Origin of the sequence: Longimicrobium sp., from assembly GCF_036280135.1 — a bacterium.
Taxonomy (GTDB): Bacteria; Gemmatimonadota; Gemmatimonadetes; order Longimicrobiales; family Longimicrobiaceae; genus Longimicrobium.
On record NZ_DASURI010000815.1, the window covers coordinates 1 to 17667 of the forward strand.

15 protein-coding genes are annotated in these 17667 nt (G+C 70.9%); 7 read left to right on the top strand and 8 right to left on the bottom strand.

Going from position 1 to position 17667, the window contains the following annotated elements; translation table 11 throughout:
• From VFZ20_RS26260 to VFZ20_RS26270, 3 genes are all read right to left on the bottom strand, one after another.
• Positions 1-261, bottom strand: a 261-nt coding sequence (locus tag VFZ20_RS26260; RefSeq protein ID WP_329686931.1) for a hypothetical protein, incomplete at its 3' end; no start/stop codon positions are given.
• Positions 258-1847, bottom strand: coding sequence for a ferritin-like domain-containing protein (locus VFZ20_RS26265; protein WP_329686932.1), 1590 nt, complete (start codon positions 1845-1847; stop codon positions 258-260). The genes VFZ20_RS26260 and VFZ20_RS26265, both read right to left, overlap by 4 nt.
• A gap of 956 nt (positions 1848-2803) precedes the next feature.
• Positions 2804-4681 carry a GGDEF domain-containing protein gene (locus tag VFZ20_RS26270; RefSeq protein WP_329686933.1) on the bottom strand — a complete coding sequence of 626 codons (1878 nt, stop codon included), beginning with the start codon at positions 4679-4681 and terminating at the stop codon, positions 2804-2806.
• Positions 4682-5670: 989 nt separating this feature from the next.
• Between VFZ20_RS26270 and VFZ20_RS26275 the strand changes: the two genes are divergently transcribed.
• Positions 5671-5865, top strand: a complete 195-nt coding sequence (locus tag VFZ20_RS26275; RefSeq protein ID WP_329686934.1) for a hypothetical protein — start codon at positions 5671-5673, stop codon at positions 5863-5865.
• 97 nt (positions 5866-5962) lie between these two features.
• Here VFZ20_RS26275 and VFZ20_RS26280 read toward each other — a convergent pair whose 3' ends face one another.
• The gene (locus VFZ20_RS26280) at positions 5963-6658 is read right to left on the bottom strand and encodes a hypothetical protein (protein ID WP_329686935.1); all 696 of its coding nucleotides are present in this window, start codon (positions 6656-6658) and stop codon (positions 5963-5965) included.
• A 252-nt stretch (positions 6659-6910) separates the two neighbouring features.
• Between VFZ20_RS26280 and VFZ20_RS26285 the strand changes: the two genes are divergently transcribed.
• Positions 6911-7723 carry an alpha/beta hydrolase gene (locus tag VFZ20_RS26285; RefSeq protein WP_329686936.1) on the top strand — a complete coding sequence of 271 codons (813 nt, stop codon included), beginning with the start codon at positions 6911-6913 and terminating at the stop codon, positions 7721-7723.
• Positions 7720-9063, top strand: coding sequence for a PAS domain-containing sensor histidine kinase (locus VFZ20_RS26290; RefSeq protein ID WP_329686937.1), 1344 nt, complete (start codon positions 7720-7722; stop codon positions 9061-9063). Before VFZ20_RS26285 ends, VFZ20_RS26290 begins: the two co-directional genes overlap by 4 nt.
• A 17-nt stretch (positions 9064-9080) precedes the next feature.
• On the opposite strand, the gene VFZ20_RS26295 is transcribed toward VFZ20_RS26290, so the two are convergent.
• The 3 genes from VFZ20_RS26295 to VFZ20_RS26305 all read right to left on the bottom strand — a co-directional run bounded on the left by VFZ20_RS26295 (position 9081) and on the right by VFZ20_RS26305 (position 12138).
• The gene (locus VFZ20_RS26295; protein ID WP_329686938.1) at positions 9081-9506 is read right to left on the bottom strand and encodes a hypothetical protein; all 426 of its coding nucleotides are present in this window, start codon (positions 9504-9506) and stop codon (positions 9081-9083) included.
• A gap of 32 nt (positions 9507-9538) precedes the next feature.
• Complete coding sequence (locus VFZ20_RS26300) at positions 9539-10081, bottom strand: MOSC domain-containing protein (protein ID WP_329686939.1); 543 nt, start codon at positions 10079-10081, stop codon at positions 9539-9541.
• 380 nt (positions 10082-10461) lie between these two features.
• Positions 10462-12138: an AMP-binding protein gene (locus VFZ20_RS26305; protein WP_329686940.1), complete on the bottom strand. Its 1677-nt coding sequence runs from the start codon at positions 12136-12138 to the stop codon at positions 10462-10464.
• Between the two features lie 506 nt (positions 12139-12644).
• On the opposite strand from VFZ20_RS26305, the gene VFZ20_RS26310 reads away from it, so the two are divergent.
• The 3 genes from VFZ20_RS26310 to VFZ20_RS26320 all read left to right on the top strand — a co-directional run bounded on the left by VFZ20_RS26310 (position 12645) and on the right by VFZ20_RS26320 (position 16685).
• A complete protein-coding gene (locus VFZ20_RS26310) occupies positions 12645-15299 on the top strand; it encodes an ATP-binding protein (protein WP_329686941.1) in 2655 nt (884 codons plus the stop codon).
• Positions 15300-15421: 122 nt separating this feature from the next.
• Positions 15422-16216 (top strand): Cof-type HAD-IIB family hydrolase, encoded by a 795-nt coding sequence (locus VFZ20_RS26315; RefSeq protein ID WP_329686942.1) that lies wholly within the window; start codon positions 15422-15424, stop codon positions 16214-16216.
• 268 nt (positions 16217-16484) lie between these two features.
• Positions 16485-16685 carry a hypothetical protein gene (locus VFZ20_RS26320; protein ID WP_329686943.1) on the top strand — a complete coding sequence of 67 codons (201 nt, stop codon included), beginning with the start codon at positions 16485-16487 and terminating at the stop codon, positions 16683-16685.
• Positions 16686-16695: 10 nt separating this feature from the next.
• Here VFZ20_RS26320 and VFZ20_RS26325 read toward each other — a convergent pair whose 3' ends face one another.
• Positions 16696-16941 (bottom strand): hypothetical protein, encoded by a 246-nt coding sequence (locus VFZ20_RS26325; RefSeq protein ID WP_329686944.1) that lies wholly within the window; start codon positions 16939-16941, stop codon positions 16696-16698.
• Positions 16942-17188: 247 nt separating this feature from the next.
• On the opposite strand from VFZ20_RS26325, the gene VFZ20_RS26330 reads away from it, so the two are divergent.
• Entirely contained in the window at positions 17189-17599 is a 411-nt protein-coding gene (locus tag VFZ20_RS26330; protein WP_329686945.1) for a hypothetical protein, read from the top strand.
• Positions 17600-17667: the final 68 nt, after the last annotated feature.

A 17667-nucleotide genomic window follows, 5' to 3' on the forward strand; every position in this document is an offset into this window, starting at 1 on the left:
CACCTGCACCAGGTCCTGCTTGCCGGTGTCCATCACCCGGACGGGGTTGTGGTCGCGCACGCGCAACGGTCCGTCCGGGTCCAGCTGCAGCCGGATGGTCTGGTCCAGCGGCGGCTCGGAAACCAGCGCCATCGTGTACCCGCTGATCCCCCGCTCCTCGCCCGTGGGGTCCGGGTCCGTGGCCAGGCGCGCCATGAAGTAGCCGCCGAACTCCAGCTCCAGCAGCTGCGCGATGCGGCCGTTCTGCGTCGGGGCGCTCATAGGGGCCACTCCACTTGGACGTTGAACTGGGGAAGCTGCCCCACCTGGTAGATGCGGCGGACGTTGTTGGCCATGGCCTCGGCGCTCTCGCGCACGTACGCCAGCCGCCCGCGCGCCCACCCCTCGTCCGCCTGCTCCACGAGGGCCGTGGACAGCTGCGAGACCAGCTCCGCCGATTCGGCGTCGTTCGCCTCGCCGGAGAGCTCCGCCAGGCGCCGGCACAGCGCGTCCATGCGGCCCAGGATGAAGTCGATGTCGTCCAGCTCCCCCGTGATCGCCTCGCGCTCTTCCTCCGTGCGGTGGCTGCCGGGCCGGCCCGGCACCAGTCCGGCGCCGGGGACGTCGGGCAGCGAGGGACGGGGCCAGATGCGCTCCTCCTGCTCGTCCGTGAGCTGAAAGACGGGGCCCGCCGTCTCCGTGCCGCCCTCGTGGATGCGCAGGTGCACCAGCACCTCGGCGACGGGGCGCACGATCATGGTCATGAACGGGCCGAACGCCACGTTCTGCAGCGCCTCGGTAAGGTACGGCGGACGGTCGCGCCCGCCGTAGTTGCGGTACAGCGACGTAAGCACGTACAGCAGCACCACGTACGCGTCGTCCAGCAGCTCCGAGACGGCGCGGGTGTACGGGATCCAGCTCTCGTCGGGCAGCGGGTTCATCGCCACGGGGAGCGCGGGATCAAAGCCCGTGGGCAGCATCTGCAGCAGCTCCTGGTACACGCCCCAGAACCGCGCGAAGTGCGACTCGTAGTCCGGCGGCGTCTCGATCCCCTCGCCCTCTTCCACGATCTGGTCGATGGCGGCGCTGGCCGAGACGTAGTCCGTGATCTTGATGACGGAGATCTGGTACTCCACGGGGATGAACACCTGCCGGTCCGGCACGCCCTTGAAGTACTCGGGGTGCTTCTTCAGCAACGCGTCGATCTTGCCGTACAGCTCCTGGATGGCGCCCGGGTGCACGGGGATGGACGCGAACAGCCCCTTGCTCGATACGGCGCGCACCAGCTCGTCCACGTGCGAGCGCGACAGCTTGAGCGGCGCCTGGCCCGAGGCGGCGGACAGGCGAAGGGCGGGGTCCGCGGCAGGGTCCGCGAAGCACCACGACGGGTACATGGCCGTGCCCTGCACGTGCCGCCAGTCCGGGCTCTCGGCGCAGACAAAGCGCGCCATGGTGTCGCGGTTGAACTTTTCCCAGCGGAACTCGATGTCCTTTGGCGTGGGCCCCGGGTCCACGCCGCCGGCCTCCTCCGCGGCGGCGGCGGCCGCCTTGGCGCGGTGCTCGCCCAGGAAGTAGCGGCTGCGCAGGGGGATGTTGTCGCGGGGAAAGAACGGGTCCTCGCCGATGGCGCTCAGGATGCCGTTGGCGAGCGCCAGGTGCTCCATCTCCTGCCGCGCCACCACCATGATGGTGGAGCCCCAGCGGCGGATGGCCTCCAGCTGGTCGCGGGTGCAGCTGTCGTCCTCGAACTTCTTGAGCGTGAACGCGGCGAACAGGTACTGCAGCATGAGCTGGTGCTCCAGCTCGCACGCGTCCCACAGCAGCGCGCGCAGCTCGCGGCGGTCGTCCAGCACGGACGGATCGTTCATGGAATCCGGGGGGTTGTGGGCGGGCGAATGTGACGGGATTGCATTTTCTTCCGGCGGTGGCGGATGTGGAGCGACGGCCTCCCGGGAACGAGGGTGGGGGATGCGGATTCCGGGAGCGGATCCGCTTCACGAAAAGCGGCGGATTTTCTCCGGGCGTGGAGCACGCAAGATGCTCCGCCTCCTGCGTCCGCGCAACGGTTTTCGCGCGCGACGGGACGGGGAGCCGTGGGATGATTTCGCGGATTCGGGGCGGGAGGGCCGGATGTGCGCCAGAGCGACTGAAGTCGCCGCAACCACTGCGGAAAGCTTCGCGAAGTGCGCGAGGCCTCAACGGCGCGGACGTCGCCCCGGTGTACACGAACTGGCGCGCGGCTGGGGCAGTCCGCGCAGGCGGACTTCGTGCCTTTCCAGCGGCGAATTCATTCGCTCTGGACAGTGCGATGCCCGCCTGAGTGCACATGACACGGCGCGCGGCACGAGCTGTCGGCGCAGGCCGACATTGCGGGTTCACAGCCGCGAATTCATTCGCCGGGGCCGGGTGCGCGCCTCACGCGTTGGACTCGCCCGCGACGGAACGCATCGCCGGAAAACACGCAGGGCCGGCTCCCGCCTGGAGAGCCGGCCCCGTGGCCAGGACGCAAGATCCTTCGTCGCGCCCAAGGCCTGTGCAACGGGCGGGATCGCGCGGGCGCTCCTCAGGATGACGCGTCGCGGGGTTGATGGACTCGCTCCGCGCTACGCATTGGTCGGCTGACGGGGCGGCTCCGCGGGATTGCGCATCGCGTGAGGTGACGAGCCGGCTCTGCAGGATGACGCATGCGTGGGGTAACGGATCGGCTCCGCGGGATGACGCATGCGTGGGGTGACGGATTGGCTCCGCGGGCCGATTCGGCGTGGCAGAAGTCCGAGCAAGGAATGCGATCGGTGCCCTTTGATCCGCATCCGCCCTCCCGCCCCTATGCCAGGGCGACGCGGTTGCGGCCGGCTTCCTTGGCGCGGTAGAGCGAATCGTCCGCGCGGCGGGCGAGGGAGGCGAAGTCGCCGTCCGCGGGGATGCGCTCGGCGGCGCCCACGCTCACCGTCACGCGCAGGGCGGCGTCCACGTGGCTCCAGTCCAGGCGCTCCACGGCCACGCGCAGGCGCTCCGCCACGTCCACCGCCTGCCCCGCGTCCGCGTGGGGCAGCACCACCACGAACTCCTCGCCGCCCGTGCGCCCGATGTGGTCGTCGTGCCGCAGAGCTCCGCGCGCGGCCTGTGCCACGCGCCGCAGCACCGCGTCGCCCACGTCGTGGCCAAAGGTGTCGTTGATGCGCTTGAAGTGGTCCACGTCCAGCGCCAGCACGCTCAGCGGCGTGCCCGCGCGGCGCGCATCGGCCAGGCGCTCGTGGGCCACGGCCAGCAGGTGGCGGCGGTTGGGCAGGCGCGTGAGCTCGTCCGTCATCGCCATCGTCCGCATCTGCCGCGCGGCGGAGACGTGCCGCACCACCAGCGCCGCCAGCACGCCCATGATCCCCACGGCCAGCGCGATCACCACGGCCTGCAGCCGCCGCACGCGCGCCCCGGCCGCCAGCGCTTGGCCCCGCAGGCGGTTCTCGCGCAGCAGGGCGCGGTTCTCCGTCTCCTTCTTTTCCGTGTCGAACTGCACGCGCAGCCGCGACGTGTGCTCCTGCTTGAGCTGGTCGGCCAGCTCCGCCTGCAGCCGCAGTTGCGTCCCGCGCGCCTGGTACGCGCCGCGCCAGTCACCCGTGGCGGCCAGGGCCTGCGCCCGCTCGTCGTGCAGCTTTTCCAGGAACCTCGGGTTCTGGATGGAGTCGAAGTGCGGACGCGCCCGGTCCAGCTCCGCCAGCGCCTCGGCCGGGCGGCCCAGCGCGCGCAGGGCGATGCCGCGGGTGAGCCGGGTGCGCGCCGCGCCGTCCGTCTCGCCCATGCGCTCGAAGTACGCCAGCGAGGCGTCCAGCCGGCGAAGGGCCTCCGCCGGCCGGCCCATGCGCACCAGCACGCCGCCCAGGGCGCGCTCCACGACGGCCACCTCGCCCGCGTCGCCCCGCCGGCGCTCGATCTCCAGCGAGCGAAGCAGGTACGGCAGCGCGGCGGTGGGGTCGCCCTTGGTGTCGAGCGTGGTGCCCAGGTTGAAGTACGCCGTGCTGATGCCGGGCTGGTTGCCGGCGGCCTGGTGGCTGGCCAGCAGCTGGCGGTAGTACTCGATGGCGCGGTCGTACTCGCCCACGCGCCGGTCGGAGTACAGGTTTGCGATGTCGTTGAGCGTGTGCCGCTGGCGGCTCTCCTGGCCCAGGCGCACGTACAGCTGGTACGACTCCGTCAGGTCCGAAAGGGCCGCGGCCATGTCGCCGCGGTAGTAGCGCAGCTCGCCCCGCAGCATGAGGCCCAGGGCCAGCAGGCGGTCGTCGCGCAGGCGGCGGCCCTCCGTGACCGTGGCCTCGTACTCGGGGGCGGCCTCGTTCACGCGCCCCGCGCCCTCCAGCCCGTAGCCGCGGCAGGCGCGCAGGTTGGCGGCCTCGCGCGCGTCGCCGGCGGCCCGCGCCTCGGCTTCCCCACGCTGCGCCAGGGCGATGAGCGAATCGGGGTCGACCGCGCCGGCGCGGCCCCAGCACTGGATGCCCAGCGCCTTCCTGCGCGCATCGCGGTCCGCCGGCGCGGTGAGCAGCGCCAGCGCGCGCTCGGAGGCCTGCAGGGCGGCGTCGTCGCCCGCCTTCTCCAGCCGCTCCGCTTGTGCCAGCCACTCGCGCCCGGTCCGCGGCGGCGCGCCGGATTGCGACGCGAGGGGCGCGGCGGCCAGGAGGCCCAGGGGGAGCAGGAGGAGCGCCGTCTTCATGGGAGCGCCTGGGTAGGTCGGGGACCGCGCCGAACGCGGTCGCGCGGAGGGCGATCGAGCACGACCGCGTGGGGGGGGCGGATAAAGATTGCGGAAGGCACGGCGGATGGGAAGGTATCGCCCGGCGCTGCGGATGGGGCGGATGCGACAGCGCGGATCGCGATCTCGGATGATGCGGATCGGGTGATGCGGATCAGGTGATGCGAGAGCGCGGATCGCGATCCCGGGTGATGCAGGTGGAGCGATTCCACGCGATGGATCGAGCGGTCGGACGATGCGGATCGGGGGATTCAGGATCAGGGCGGACGAGCAGGCGCCCAGCCCCGGCGATTGAAATCGCGGCACCGAACACGTGATGTCGGCCTTCGCCGACGGGTCCAGACCGGGCGAGTACCGTGGCGAGAGGCAAAGTCCCAGCCGATCGTCCCGTCACGGGAGAGATCGTGCACGTCGTCCGGCATCCAGCCCCCGCGATTGGAATCGCGGCTGTGACACCGCAATGTCGGCCTGCGCCGACAGCCCGTGCCGCACGCCGTCCGAGTGCACCGGAGCGGAGCCGGCGCCGTTCAGGAGCGGACGGAAATCTCCGCTGGAAGTCGCGAAGTCCGCCCGCGCGGAGTGCCCCAGCACGCGTCCGATGTCGTGCACCGGGGCGGAGTTCACGCAGTTGAAGCCTCGCGCAGTTTGCGAGGCTTTCCGCCGTCGTTGCGGCGACTTTAGCCGCTCGGCTGGGAGGGGGCGACGGTGTACCCGCGCGCTCGCCTCTGGGGCAGTCCGCGCAGGCGGACTTCGTGCCCTTCCAGCGGCGAATTCATTCGCTCCGGCCGGGAGGGTGCGCCGGTGCACCGCGGCGATGCACCACGACACGCGTTGCGCCGGGACCATACCCCGGAATACATTCACGTATCCAGACACATTCCGCAGATCGACAGAACTGTGCTGGATGTGTTCCGGTCGACCTCCTTTACCCCTTCACGCGGAGAGGCCCCATGAACAAGGTCAAGCTCGATCTGGACCGGCTGGCGGTGGAGACGTTCGAGACGGACGCGTCCGGGCGCGGGGAGCGCGGCACCGTGCACGGGCACTGGAGCCAGGTGGGCACCTGCGACGGCCGCGTGGCCACCTGCCAGTACGGCGGCACCTGCGGCCCCGGCTGCCCCGGCACGCGCGTCTGCACCATCTGACCGCCTGCCGCACGGGCGGCGGACGTGCAGGACAAAACGGCCACGGATCGCGCGATCCGTGGCCGTTCCTGCTTCGTCCCCCAAAGGACGCTCCAGCTCAGCGCACGCGCAGGGCGCCGATGTACTTGCCCTGGACACCCACCGGGTAGCCGCTGGCGCTGTCCACGCCGTAGGCGCCCTGCAGCCCCATGTACGACGCGTACAGGTAGTAGTACCCCGGCACGAGCCCCCACGTGCTCACCCCCTCCGGCTCGTGGTGCACCACGCAGTTGCTGCGCGACGGCTGCGAAAGATGCGAGATCTGCAGCTGCCCGTTCGCGTCGTAGATGCGCCAGTTCACCCGCGTGCCCGGCACGGTGATGCCGGACAGGTAGATGGTGGTTCCCCACGTCACGTCCTTGCTGTAGCCCCAGAACGCCTTGGTGGTCTGGCCGCACGAGTACCAGGTGCTGCTCGATCCGCCCCAGTAGATGGGCAGGCTGGTATCGTAGTCGAACGGCTGCGGCGGCGGCGCGTAGGGATCGGTCGTCCCGCCCCCGCCGGTATCACCCCCGCCGGTGTCGCCTCCGCCCCCTCCACCACCCCCGCCCGTATCCCCGCCTCCGCCGTCGATCGGGTCTCCCGGGCCGCAGATGAACAGGGCCGTGCTGTTGAGGATGTCGGTATCGTCGTCGCAGATGCCGGACGGCCCGCGCGCGTCGATGGAGGCGCGCGGGCTGGTGACGGGGTCGGAGCACGCCGCGAGGGCAAGCCCGGCCAGGAGCGACAGGGTCAGGCGGGGGGCTGAACGCATGGAGGCCTCCATGAAGAGAAGGGAGTGCGACTTGTATTTAACGTCGCGAAAAGAATATTTCCCTTGTACAGACGTTCTGCAAGAGTCTTCGCGCCGCACCCTACCGTCCCTCATTCCGCGGCGGGCGCGGTAATCAGGGGGCGCGTCACGGGGTCGCAAGGGTTCGCCTGTTCAGAAAACCCTGACACGGCGCACGATGCTTGCAGGCGGGGAACCGTCAGCAGCATCGGCAACCTTCTGCAGAAACTGGACATGACGCAGGACGTCCTCACGCGCAACAACGTGAAGGTGTTCGGGCGCGGCACCCAGCCCATGGTGTTCGCGCACGGATTTGGGTGCGACCAGAACATGTGGCGGCTGGTGACGCCCGCCTTCGAGGACGACTACCGCATCGTCCTGCTGGACTACGTGGGTTCGGGCCACAGCGACCTGTCCGCGTACGACCCGGAGCGATACGCCACGCTGGACGGCTACGCGCGCGACGTGCTGGACGTGGTCCACGCCCTGGACCTGCGCGACGTCATCCTCGTGGGCCACTCCGTCAGCGGCATGGTGGCCGTGCTGGCGGCCAACCAGGAGCCGGAGCGCTTCGAGCGGCTGGTGCTCATCGGCCCGTCGCCGCGCTACATCAACGACCCGCCGTACGTGGGCGGCTTTGAGCGGGCCGACATCGAGGGGCTGCTGGAGATGATGGACCACAACTTCATCGGCTGGGCCAACTTCCTGGCGCCCGCCATCATGAAGAACCCCGACCGGCCGGAGCTGGGCGAAGAGCTCACCTCCGGCTTTTGCTCCACGGACCCCGTCGTGGCGCGCCGCTTTGCCCAGGCCACCTTCCTCTCCGACAACCGCGCCGACCTGGGGCGGCTGCGGGTGCCGTCGCTCATCCTGCAGTGCTCCGACGACATGGTGGCGCCCGTGGAGGTGGGCGAGTACCTGAGCCGCGCCCTTCCCGGCAGCACGCTGCGGGTGATGCGCGCCACGGGGCACTGCCCGCACATGAGCCACCCCGAGGAAACCATCGAGCTCATGCGCCACTACCTGCAGCCGGCCCTCGCCGCGTGACGGACTGGGGGATGGCGGACGCGGTGGACGGCGGGGGGGCCGCCGAGCTCCTGGACCACGCCCCGGCGGGCTTTGTCTCGTTCGCGGACGACGGGACCATCACCTGCGCCAACGCCACGCTGTCGGAGATGCTGGGCTACGGCCGCGGCGAGCTGGAGGGCACGCTCATCGAGGGGCTGATGGGCGTGGGCGCGCGCATCTTCTACCAGACGCACTTCTTTCCTCTCGTTCGCCTGCAGGGCCGCGCGGAAGAGATCTTTCTGCTGCTGCGCCACCGCGACGGCAGCGAGGTGGGCGTGCTGGCCAACGCCGTCCGGCGCGAGCGGGGCGGCGCGTGGGCCAACGACTGCGTGCTCATGCAGGTGCGGGAGCGCCGCAAGTTCGAGGACGAGCTGCTGCGCGCCCGCCGCGACGCCGAGGACGCCCGCGCCCGCGCCGAGGCGCACGCCGAGGAGCTGCGCCAAGCCAACGAGCAGCTGGAGGAGCAGGCGCTGGAGCTGGAGCTTCAGCACCACCAGCTGCAGGAAGCGGCCGCCGAACTGGAGGCGCAGGCCGAGGAGCTGCAGAGCGTGAACAACGTGCTGCTGGACCGCACGGACGAGCTGGAGCGCCAGCGCGCCGCGGCCGAGGAGGCCAACCGCGCCAAGAGCAGCTTCCTGGCCGTGATGAGCCACGAGCTTCGCACGCCCCTCAACGCCATCTCAGGCTACGTGCAGCTGCTGGAGATGGGCATCCACGGCCCCGTGACGGACGCGCAGCTGGGGGCCCTGGAGCGCATCGGCCGCAGCCAGCAGCACCTGCTGCGGCTCATCAACGACGTGCTGAACCTGGCCCGCATCGAGTCCGGGCGGGTGGAGTACGTGCTGGAGGACGTGCACGTGCCGGAGCTGCTGGCCGCCGTGACGCCCATGGTGGAGCCGCAGCTGGCGCAAAAGAGGCTGGCGTTCGCCGTGGAGGTGGACGACGTGATCGTGCGCGCGGACCGCGAGAAGGTGCAGCAGATCCTCATCAACCTGCTGAGCAACGCCATCAAGTTCACGCCGGAGGGCGGCCGCGTCTCGGTGGCGTCGGCCGCGGTAGCGTCGGCTGCGGGGGCGGAGGACGCGGGGAGGGTGCTGCTGCGGGTGACGGACACGGGCATCGGCATTCCGCCGGAAAAGCAGGCGTCCGTCTTTGAGCCGTTCGTGCAGGTGGACATGAGCCGCACGCGCCGCTCCGAGGGCACGGGGCTGGGCCTGTCCATCAGCCGCGACCTGGCGCGCGGCATGGGCGGCGACCTGCGCGTGGAGAGCCAGGAGGGCCGCGGCAGCACCTTCACCCTGTTGCTGCAGGCGGTGTAAGCGTCCCCGCGGCCGCGTCAGTCGCTCAGCATGCGCTCGTGGCCGGCGGGGCACACGCCGCGCACCGAATCCACCCAGCCGGGCAGGTCGGGATCCATGATCTCCTCCGTGCGCCAGCACGCGCCGCAGTAGACGGCGTTGCAGTACACGCAGTAGAACGGCGCCCACGCCACGTCCATCACGTAGATCTCCTGCACGTCGCCCCGGGCGATGTGCTCCCGCAGCGCCTCGGCCCGCGGCTCGTGCACGCGCTGGAACCGCCGGTAGACAAAGCTCTCCACCTCCACCATCCACCCGCGCGTGTATCCGCCCCGCAGCCGCACCATGCCGGCCTCGGTCCCGTGCCGCGCGCACCGGAACCGCGCCTCCTCCACGATGGGCGAGGCGGCGAGGGCATCGAACTCCTCCCCCGTGATGGGTGGGAACGGTTCGTATTCCGACATCGGCGGATCCGGGGTGCAGGGGATGGGGCGGATCAGACGGGCGTGAGCGGGCGATGGGGCTCCGGCGGAAGCTCCACGCCGATGGCGTCACCGGGGCGCACGTCGCCGCCCGTGAGGACGATGGCCATGATGCCGGCCTTGCGGACGAGCTCGCCGTCCGCGTCGTGGCCCAGCGTGGCCTCCATGAGCCCGGGCTGAAAGCGGTCCAGCTGCACGCAGGGGTTCCGCAGCCCCGTCACCTCCACGACGGCGGATGGGCCCAGGCGCAGGCGCGTGCCCGTGGGCAGGCCCAGCAGGTCGATGCCGCGCGTGGTCACGTTCTCGCCCATGTCGCCGGGCGCCACGCGAAAGCCGGCCGCGACGAGCTCGTCGTGCAGCTCGCCGTGGATGAGGTGCACCTGCCGCAGGTTGGGCAGATGCGGGTTCCACCGGGCGCGCGAGCGGTGCTTGACCCTCTCGCCCGCGTGCGCGTCCCCCTCCACGCCGATGCCCGCGACCAGGCGGATCCACAGCTCGTTCTGCTTGCTGAACTTGTGGCGCGGGCTTCGGCTGACGGCGGTGACGACGGCGGTCATGGGATGATTCTGCGTTGACAAGGCCGAGCTCGAGACGGAGCGACTAAAGTCGCCGCAACGACAGCGGAAAGCCTCGCAAACTGCGCGAGGCTTCAACCGCGTGAACCCCGCATCGGTGCACTTCGGCGGCCATCGCTGGGGCAGTCCGCGCAGGCGGACTTCGTGCCTTTCCAGCGGCGAATTCATTCGCTCCGGCTCGGGGACGGCTTTCACCGGATCAGATCCGCAATCGGCATCATTCGCTCCGGCTGGGACTTCGCTTCATACCCGCGGTGCCGATCCCCTGTCGATCCGCCGATTCCGCCGATTCCGCCGATTCCGCCGCTCCACCGATCTGCCGAATCTGCCTGATCCGCCCCATCCGCCCCCATCCGCCCCGATCAGCCTTCGCGCAGCTCGGGGAAGTCCTCCAGGCGGTACTCGCCGGGGCGGGGGCCGCCTTCCTCGGCGGCGCGCAGCTCCACGCGGCGGATCTTGCCGGAGATGGTCTTGGGCAGGTCCGCGAACTCGATGCGGCGCACACGCTTGTACGGCGCCAGCCGCTCGCGCACAAAGCGGAACAGCTCCGCCGCCAGCGCCTTTCCCGGCTCGTACCCCGGCCGCAGCACAAGGTACGCCTTGGGCACGGCCAGCCGCAGCGGGTCCGGCGACGGCACCACGGCCGCCTCGGCCACGGCGGGGTGCTCGATCATCACGCTCTCCAGCTCGAACGGCGAGATGCGGTAGTCCGAGCTCTTGAACACGTCGTCCGTGCGCCCCACGTAGGTGATATAGCCCTCCGCGTCGCGCGAGGCCACGTCGCCCGTGCGGTAGAAGCCCTCGCGGGTGGCCTCGGCCGTGCGCGCGGGATCGTCCAGGTAGCCGGACATCAGCGGCGTGGGGCGCGGATCCAGGCGGATGGCGATCTCCCCCTCGTCCGCCTCGTTGCCGTCCACGTCCAGCAGCGTGACATCGTACCCGGGCAGGGGCCGGCCCATGCTGCCGGGCTTGAGCGGCTGCCCGGGCGGGTTGCCGATCTGCGCCGTCGTCTCCGTCTGCCCGTAGCCGTCGCGGAGGGTGATGCCCCACGCCGCGCGCACCCGCTCGATGACCTCGGGGTTCAGCGGCTCGCCCGCGCTCACGGCTTCGCGCAGGCGCACGGGCCAGGCGCCCAGGTCCTCGTTGATGAGAAAGCGCCACACGGTGGGAGGCGCGCACAGCGTCGTCACCTCGTGCCGGACGAGCGCGTCCAGCACCCGCCGGGCGTCGAACCGCGCGTAGCTGAAGACGAACACGCAGGCGCCCGCGTTCCACGGGGCAAAGACGTTGCTCCACGCGTGCTTGGCCCAGCCCGGCGACGACACGTTCCAGTGCACGTCCCCCTCGCGGATCCCGATCCAGTACATCGTCGACAGGTGCCCCACGGGGTAGCTCTCGTGCGTGTGCAGCACGAGCTTGGGGCGCGAGGTGGTGCCGGAGGTAAAGTACAGCAGCAGCGGATCGTACGCGTTGGTGTGGCCGTGCGGCTCCAGCTCGGCGGGGTAGTGGTACGCGTCCTCGTACGATGCCCATCCGCCCACCTCGCCCGTGGCGATGCGCGTGTAGTCGCCGGGCACGTCGGCAAAGCGCGCGGCCCCCTCCGCGTCCGTCACCACGTGGCGAATGCCGCCGCGCTCCACCCGGTCGCGCAGGTCCTCGGCCGTGAGCTGCGTGGTGGTGGGGACGATGACGACGCCCAGCTTCATGCAGGCCAGCATGGTTTCCCACAGGGGCACCACGTTGGGCAGCATGAGCAGCAGCCGGTCGCCGCGCCTGGCCCCCGCCTCGCGCAGGAAGCTGGCGACGCGCGTGCTGCGCTCCGACACCTGCGCGAAGGAGAGGAGGGTTTCCGCGCCGGCGTCGTCCACCAGGTGCAGCGCGGGGCGGTCGTTGCCGGCGGCGTAGGCGTCGAACCAGTCCAGCGCCCAGTTGAAGCGGTCCAGCCGCGGCCAGCGAAAGGCCGCGCGGGCGGCGTCCTGGTCGTCGCGGTGGTCCAGCAGGACCTGGCGTGCCTGCGCGAACGCGGTGGGCGAGCTCATCCGTGTGCCTCCGGAATTCGGGTGTCCGGACGAACATCGGCAACGCACGCGGCACCCGCAAGCGGGGAGGATACGCGATCGGCGGGCCGCGGCCATCGCGCGCATCGGCCGGCTCCACGCGGCGCCCCCTCCGCTCGCCGAGGCTCGCACCTCCCCCAAAAACCCCTGGGGAGGTTGGGCGCACGCGGAGCCCGTGCCGGCGTGGCACCCGCCCGTGACGGAACGAAGATCGGGAGCAACGGCATTGTCACACGGGGCCTTCGGCCAACGGGGTCAACGGTTTTGATCTTTACCGTTCACTCCGTTGGCCGAAGGCCCCGTGTGAGACATCTTCCGTTCCTTTACCGGGCCTGGACCCATCCACCCGGCAGAGTGTCATCATCCACAACGCATGTTTGCGGGCGCGTGTCCTTGGGACGGATTGTGCAAAGCCTGCGCGGGAACGAGCTTCAAGGCGCGGAAAACGGGGAAACGGATTGCAAGGCGAACGCAAAGCGGCGTACGGAATGGGCAAGACGGAGAACACCGCGGCGATCTTCGCCGGCGACGGAGAGATGCGGGCGCGATTCCGCCGGATGGAGTGGGCCGCCACGCCGCTGGGCCCCGTGGAAGCGTGGCCGCAAAGCCTGCGCACGGCCGTGGGCATCGTCCTGACGTCCACCTTTCCCAACATCCTGCTGTGGGGGCCGGACCTCCTGCAGCTCTACAACGACGGCTACATCCCCTTCCTGGGCGCCAAGCACCCCTGGGGCCTGGGCATTCCCACGCGCCAGTGCTGGCCCGAGGCGTGGGCGTTCAACGAGCCCATCTACCAGCGCGTGATGGCCGGCGAGACCGTCGCCTTTCACGACCAGCTGTACCGCCTGCGCCGCCGCGGCCCCGGCGTACCCGCCGACGACGTCTACATCACCCTGTGCTACAGCCCCGTCCACGACGAAGCGGGGGCCGTAGGCGGCGTGCTCGTCACCCTGTTCGACACCACGGACCAGGTGGAGGGGCGGCGCTACCAGGCGGAGCTGGCCGCGAGCGAGGTGCGCCACCGGCTGGCCGTGGACGCGGCGCGGATGGGCACCTGGGAGTGGGACCTGCGCGCGGACCACGCCCGGTTCGACGCGCGCGTGGCCGAGCTGTTCGCGTTCGCGCCCGACGAGCCCCGCGACCGCGTGGAGATCCTGGCCACCCGCGTGCACCCCGACGACGCCGAGCGCGTGGGCGCGGCCCTGACCGGCGCGGCCGATCCGGACGGCGACGGGCGCTACGAGGCCGAGTACCGCGTGGTGCGGCCCGACGGCACCGAGCGCTGGGCCGCGGCCATGGGGCGCATGATCTTCCAGGAAAAGGACGGCGCGCGGACGCCCGTGCGGCTCATCGGCACGGTGCAGGACGTGACGGCGCGCAAGGAGTCCGAGGAGGAGCTGCGCCGCGCCAAGCGCGAGATGGAGGCGCACGCCGACCGGCTGTCCGGCGCCAACGAGCGGCTGCGCGAGAGCAACGCCGCCCTGGAAGAGGCCCGGCGCGCCCTGCAGGCCCGCAACGACCTGCTGGCGGACCAGCAGATGGAGCTGGAGCTGGTCAACACCCAGCTGCAGGAGAACGCGGCCGAGCTCGAGGTGCAGACGGAGGCGCTGGACGAGGCCGTGGCCGCCCTGCGCGCCAGCGAGACGCGCTTTCGCAGCGTGCTGGAGCAGGCGCCGCTGGCCGTGGCCGTCATGGAGGGCCCGGAGCACGTCTACACCCTGGTGAGCCCCCGCTACGCGCAGACGCCCGGCGGCGGCCGGCCGCTGCTGGGGCGCTCCATCCGCGAGGCGTTTCCCGAGCTGGACGGCCAGGGCTTCGCGGAGCTCATGGACCGCGTGTACGCGTCCGGCGAACCGTACTTTGCCCCCGAGCGCACCGTGTGGCTGGACCGCGACGGCGACGGGCTGGTGGAGGAGTACTTCTTTGACGTGGGATACCAGCCCCTGCGCCACGCGGACGGCAGCGTGTACGGCATTGCCAGCGTGGCGGCGGACGTCACGGACAAGGTGCGGGCCCTGCGCGAGGCCGAGGCCGCCCGCCAGGCCGAGGCGCACGCGCGCCAGCACCTCACGCGCACCTTTGAGCAGGCGCCCGTGGCCATCGCCGTGCTGGAGGGGCCGGAGCACGTCTTTACCCTCGCCAACCCGCCGTACGCGCGGCTGGTGGGCGGCCGGCCCCTGCTGGGGCGCTCCATCCGCGAGGCGTTCCCGGAGCTGGCGCCGCTGGGCATCTACGACGTGCTGGACCGCGTGCGCCGCACGGGCGAGGCGTTCGTGGCCGAGGAGATGCGCGTGGAGCTGCGCTACGGCGCGGACGAGACGCAGGAGCTCGTCCTCAATTTCACCTACGAGCCCCTGCGCGACGAGGCGGGCGCCCCGTACGCCGTGGCCGTGGTGGCCATCGACGTCACGGACCAGGTACGCGGCCGCGAGCTGGCCGAGGGCGCCAACCGCGCCAAGGCCGAGTTCCTGGCCAACATGAGCCACGAGCTGCGCACGCCCCTCAACGCCATCGCGGGCTACGCCGACCTGCTGCTGCTGGGCGTGCGCGGCGAACTCGCCTCCGACGTGCGCGGCGACGTGGAGCGCATCCGGCGCAGCGGGCAGCACCTGCTGTCGCTCATCAACGACATCCTGAACTTCGCGCGGGTAGAGGCGGGGCAGCTGCGCTACCAGTTGGAGCCCGTGTCCGTGGGCGCCCTGCTGGCGGACCTGGAGGCGCTCGTGACGCCGCAGGTCAACCAGCGGGGCCTGCGCTACGTGTCGCCCGACAGCCCCGAGGCCATGGCCCTCGCCGACGAGGAAAAGACGCGGCAGATCGTGCTGAACCTGGTGACCAACGCCATCAAGTTCACGGACCCCGGCGGCACCATCACCGTGACGTACGCACGCGCGGACGATGGTGTGCGCATCCACGTGGCCGACACGGGGCGCGGCATTCCCGCGGAGCAGGTGGGCCGCATCTTTGACCCGTTCGTGCAGGTGGACCGCCACCTCACGGCCGACAGCCAGCAGGGCGTGGGGCTGGGCCTGGCCATCAGCCGCGACCTGGCGCGCGGCATGGGGGGAGACCTGCGGGTGGAGAGCACGGTGGGCCGCGGCTCCGTCTTTACCCTCACGCTACCGCACGCGCCCGGGGACTGAACGGAAACTGCATTCTCACGCAGAGGGAGCAGAGGCAGCAGAGGGCTACAGCGCACGATGAAGTACTCTGCGTCCTCCGCGGCTCTGCGTGAGAAATCTTTTTTGTCTTTTGAGCCGGGACGATGATCGACCTGATTTGCGTGGACGTGGACGGCACGCTGGTGGGCAGCTCCGGCGATGTGCTGCCGGCGGTCTGGGAGGCGGTGGAGCGCGCGCGGGCAGACGGCGCGCGGCTGGTGATCTGCTCGGGCCGGCCGGCGTTCGGATTGACGCGGGCGCTCGCGGAGCGGCTGGACCCGGAGGGATGGCACGTCTTTCAGAACGGCGCCAGCATCGTGCACCTGCCCACGGGGCGCTCGCGCTCGTCGTGCCTTCCCCGCCCCGCCGTGGAGGCGCTCGTGGCCCGCGCGCGGCAGACGGGGCGCGTCCTGGAGCTGTACAGCGACACGGACTACCGCGTGGAGAGCACGGACGAGCGCGCCGAGCGCCACGCCGGGCTGCTGGGCGTTCCCTTTCGCAGCCGCGACCTGCTCTCGCTGGACGCGGACGTCGTTCGCGCGCAGTGGGTGCTTTCGCACGCGGAGCTGCCCCTGGTCCTGGGCGAGCCGCACGAGGGGCTGGCGGTCGCGGCCAGCACGTCGCCGGTCATGCCGGACACGTCGTTCATCAGCGTCACGGCGCCCGGCGTGAGTAAGGCGACGGCCGTGCGCTCCGTGGCCGCGGAGTACGGCGTCCCGCTGGAGCGCGTGATGATGGTGGGCGACGGCGCCAACGACCTGGAGGTGATGCAGACCGTGGGGACTCCTGTGGCCATGGGCAACGCCGAGCCGGAGATCCTGGCCGTCGCCCGGCACCACGTGCCCCACGTGGACCGTGGCGGCCTGATCGAGGCCCTGGCCCTCGCCGCGACACTGTAGTCGGCACGATGAGTGGGGCTTCTCGTCGCCGGCGCACCGGGCAGCCCATCGCCGACACCCGCGCTCCCGCGAGCGTCCTGAGGAGCCGTAGCGCACGCGCCGGTGTCCACGTATACCCCGCCACCGAGCGAGAGCGTCATCCTGAGGAGCCGCCGCGCGGTCTTTCCCGCCGCGCGATCCATGGCGGCGACGAAGGATCTTGTGTGCGATACTCGGAGCCGATTCCCGTGCACGGAAACCGGCTCCCGCGCTTCAACCCACGGAGCCGATGCCGAGCGAACGGAAGGGTGACTGGCCCAAGGGCGTCGGCGCGCCGGCGATCCGCGCGCTGAACGCGGCGGGGTACACGGAGCTGCGCCAGCTGGCCGGCATCCCCGCATCCGACCTGGAGAAGCTGCACGGGATGGGGCCCAGGGCGCTCGGCGTCATTCAGGACGCCCTCCAGGCGCAGGGGCTGGCGCTGGGGTAAAACGCCGGAGTCAGCCGCGGCGGCGGAGCACGTAGATGGCCCCGCCCGCGGAGCCCGCCGCCACGATCAGCGCGCCCAGCAGCACGACGGACGCGGTCTCCTGCCGGCGTTCGTTCTCCGCGCACTGCTCGGGGAACTTCTCGCAGTCGATGGCGCAGCACCCGATGGCGTTCAGCGCCGCGATGAGCGCGACGAACAGCGCCAGCAGCGTCACGACGCTCAGGCCCAGCGCCGGCAGGCATCCTCGCTTCGCCATCCTCCCCCCGCCCTCTCTCCGCCCGCGGTGATTTCCTGAACTTCGGTCGATGTGAAGCTGCGGATGCGCAGTCTCCTCCGCAACAATCACGGCCGTCGATCAGAGGAAACGTGTGGATTGCCCCTACGATGGATCGTGCAGTCCTCATCCATCGCTAATCCCCCATGGCCTAACGGCCGGACCCTCCCGTACGTCACCTTTGTATAAGCTGCACAACGACTTACACACATACGACAGGAGCCCGCGCATGCGTGCCATCGTTCGCAATCTCGTTTTTGCCGCCGCCGTCGCGGCCGGCTTCAGCGCCACGCCGGCGGCCGCCCAGAACGCCTTCTGGTTCAATCACGCCGACCGCAACCAGGACGGCCAGGTCACCCGGCGGGAGTACGAGCGCAGCCAGGAGTCGTACGACGCGCTCCGGATGTTCCCGAGCTCGATCAACAGCCGCCTCGTCGCCTGGCGAAACGACTTCAACCACGACGGCCGGCTGACCCGCATGGAGTACGACCAGTCGCTGCGGTGGACGTTCAACCGCTACGACCGCGACCGTGACGGCGTGCTCACCCGCGCCGACTTCGCCCCCGCGCCCCGGCGCGAGAAGAAGGCGGACGACAAGCGCGAGGACAACGGCCGCTCCGGCGACCGCCGCCGCGCCTGATCCGACGCGGCCAGCGAAACAGGAGACCGGCCCCCGCCAACGGGAGCCGGCCTCCTGCTTTCTACGAG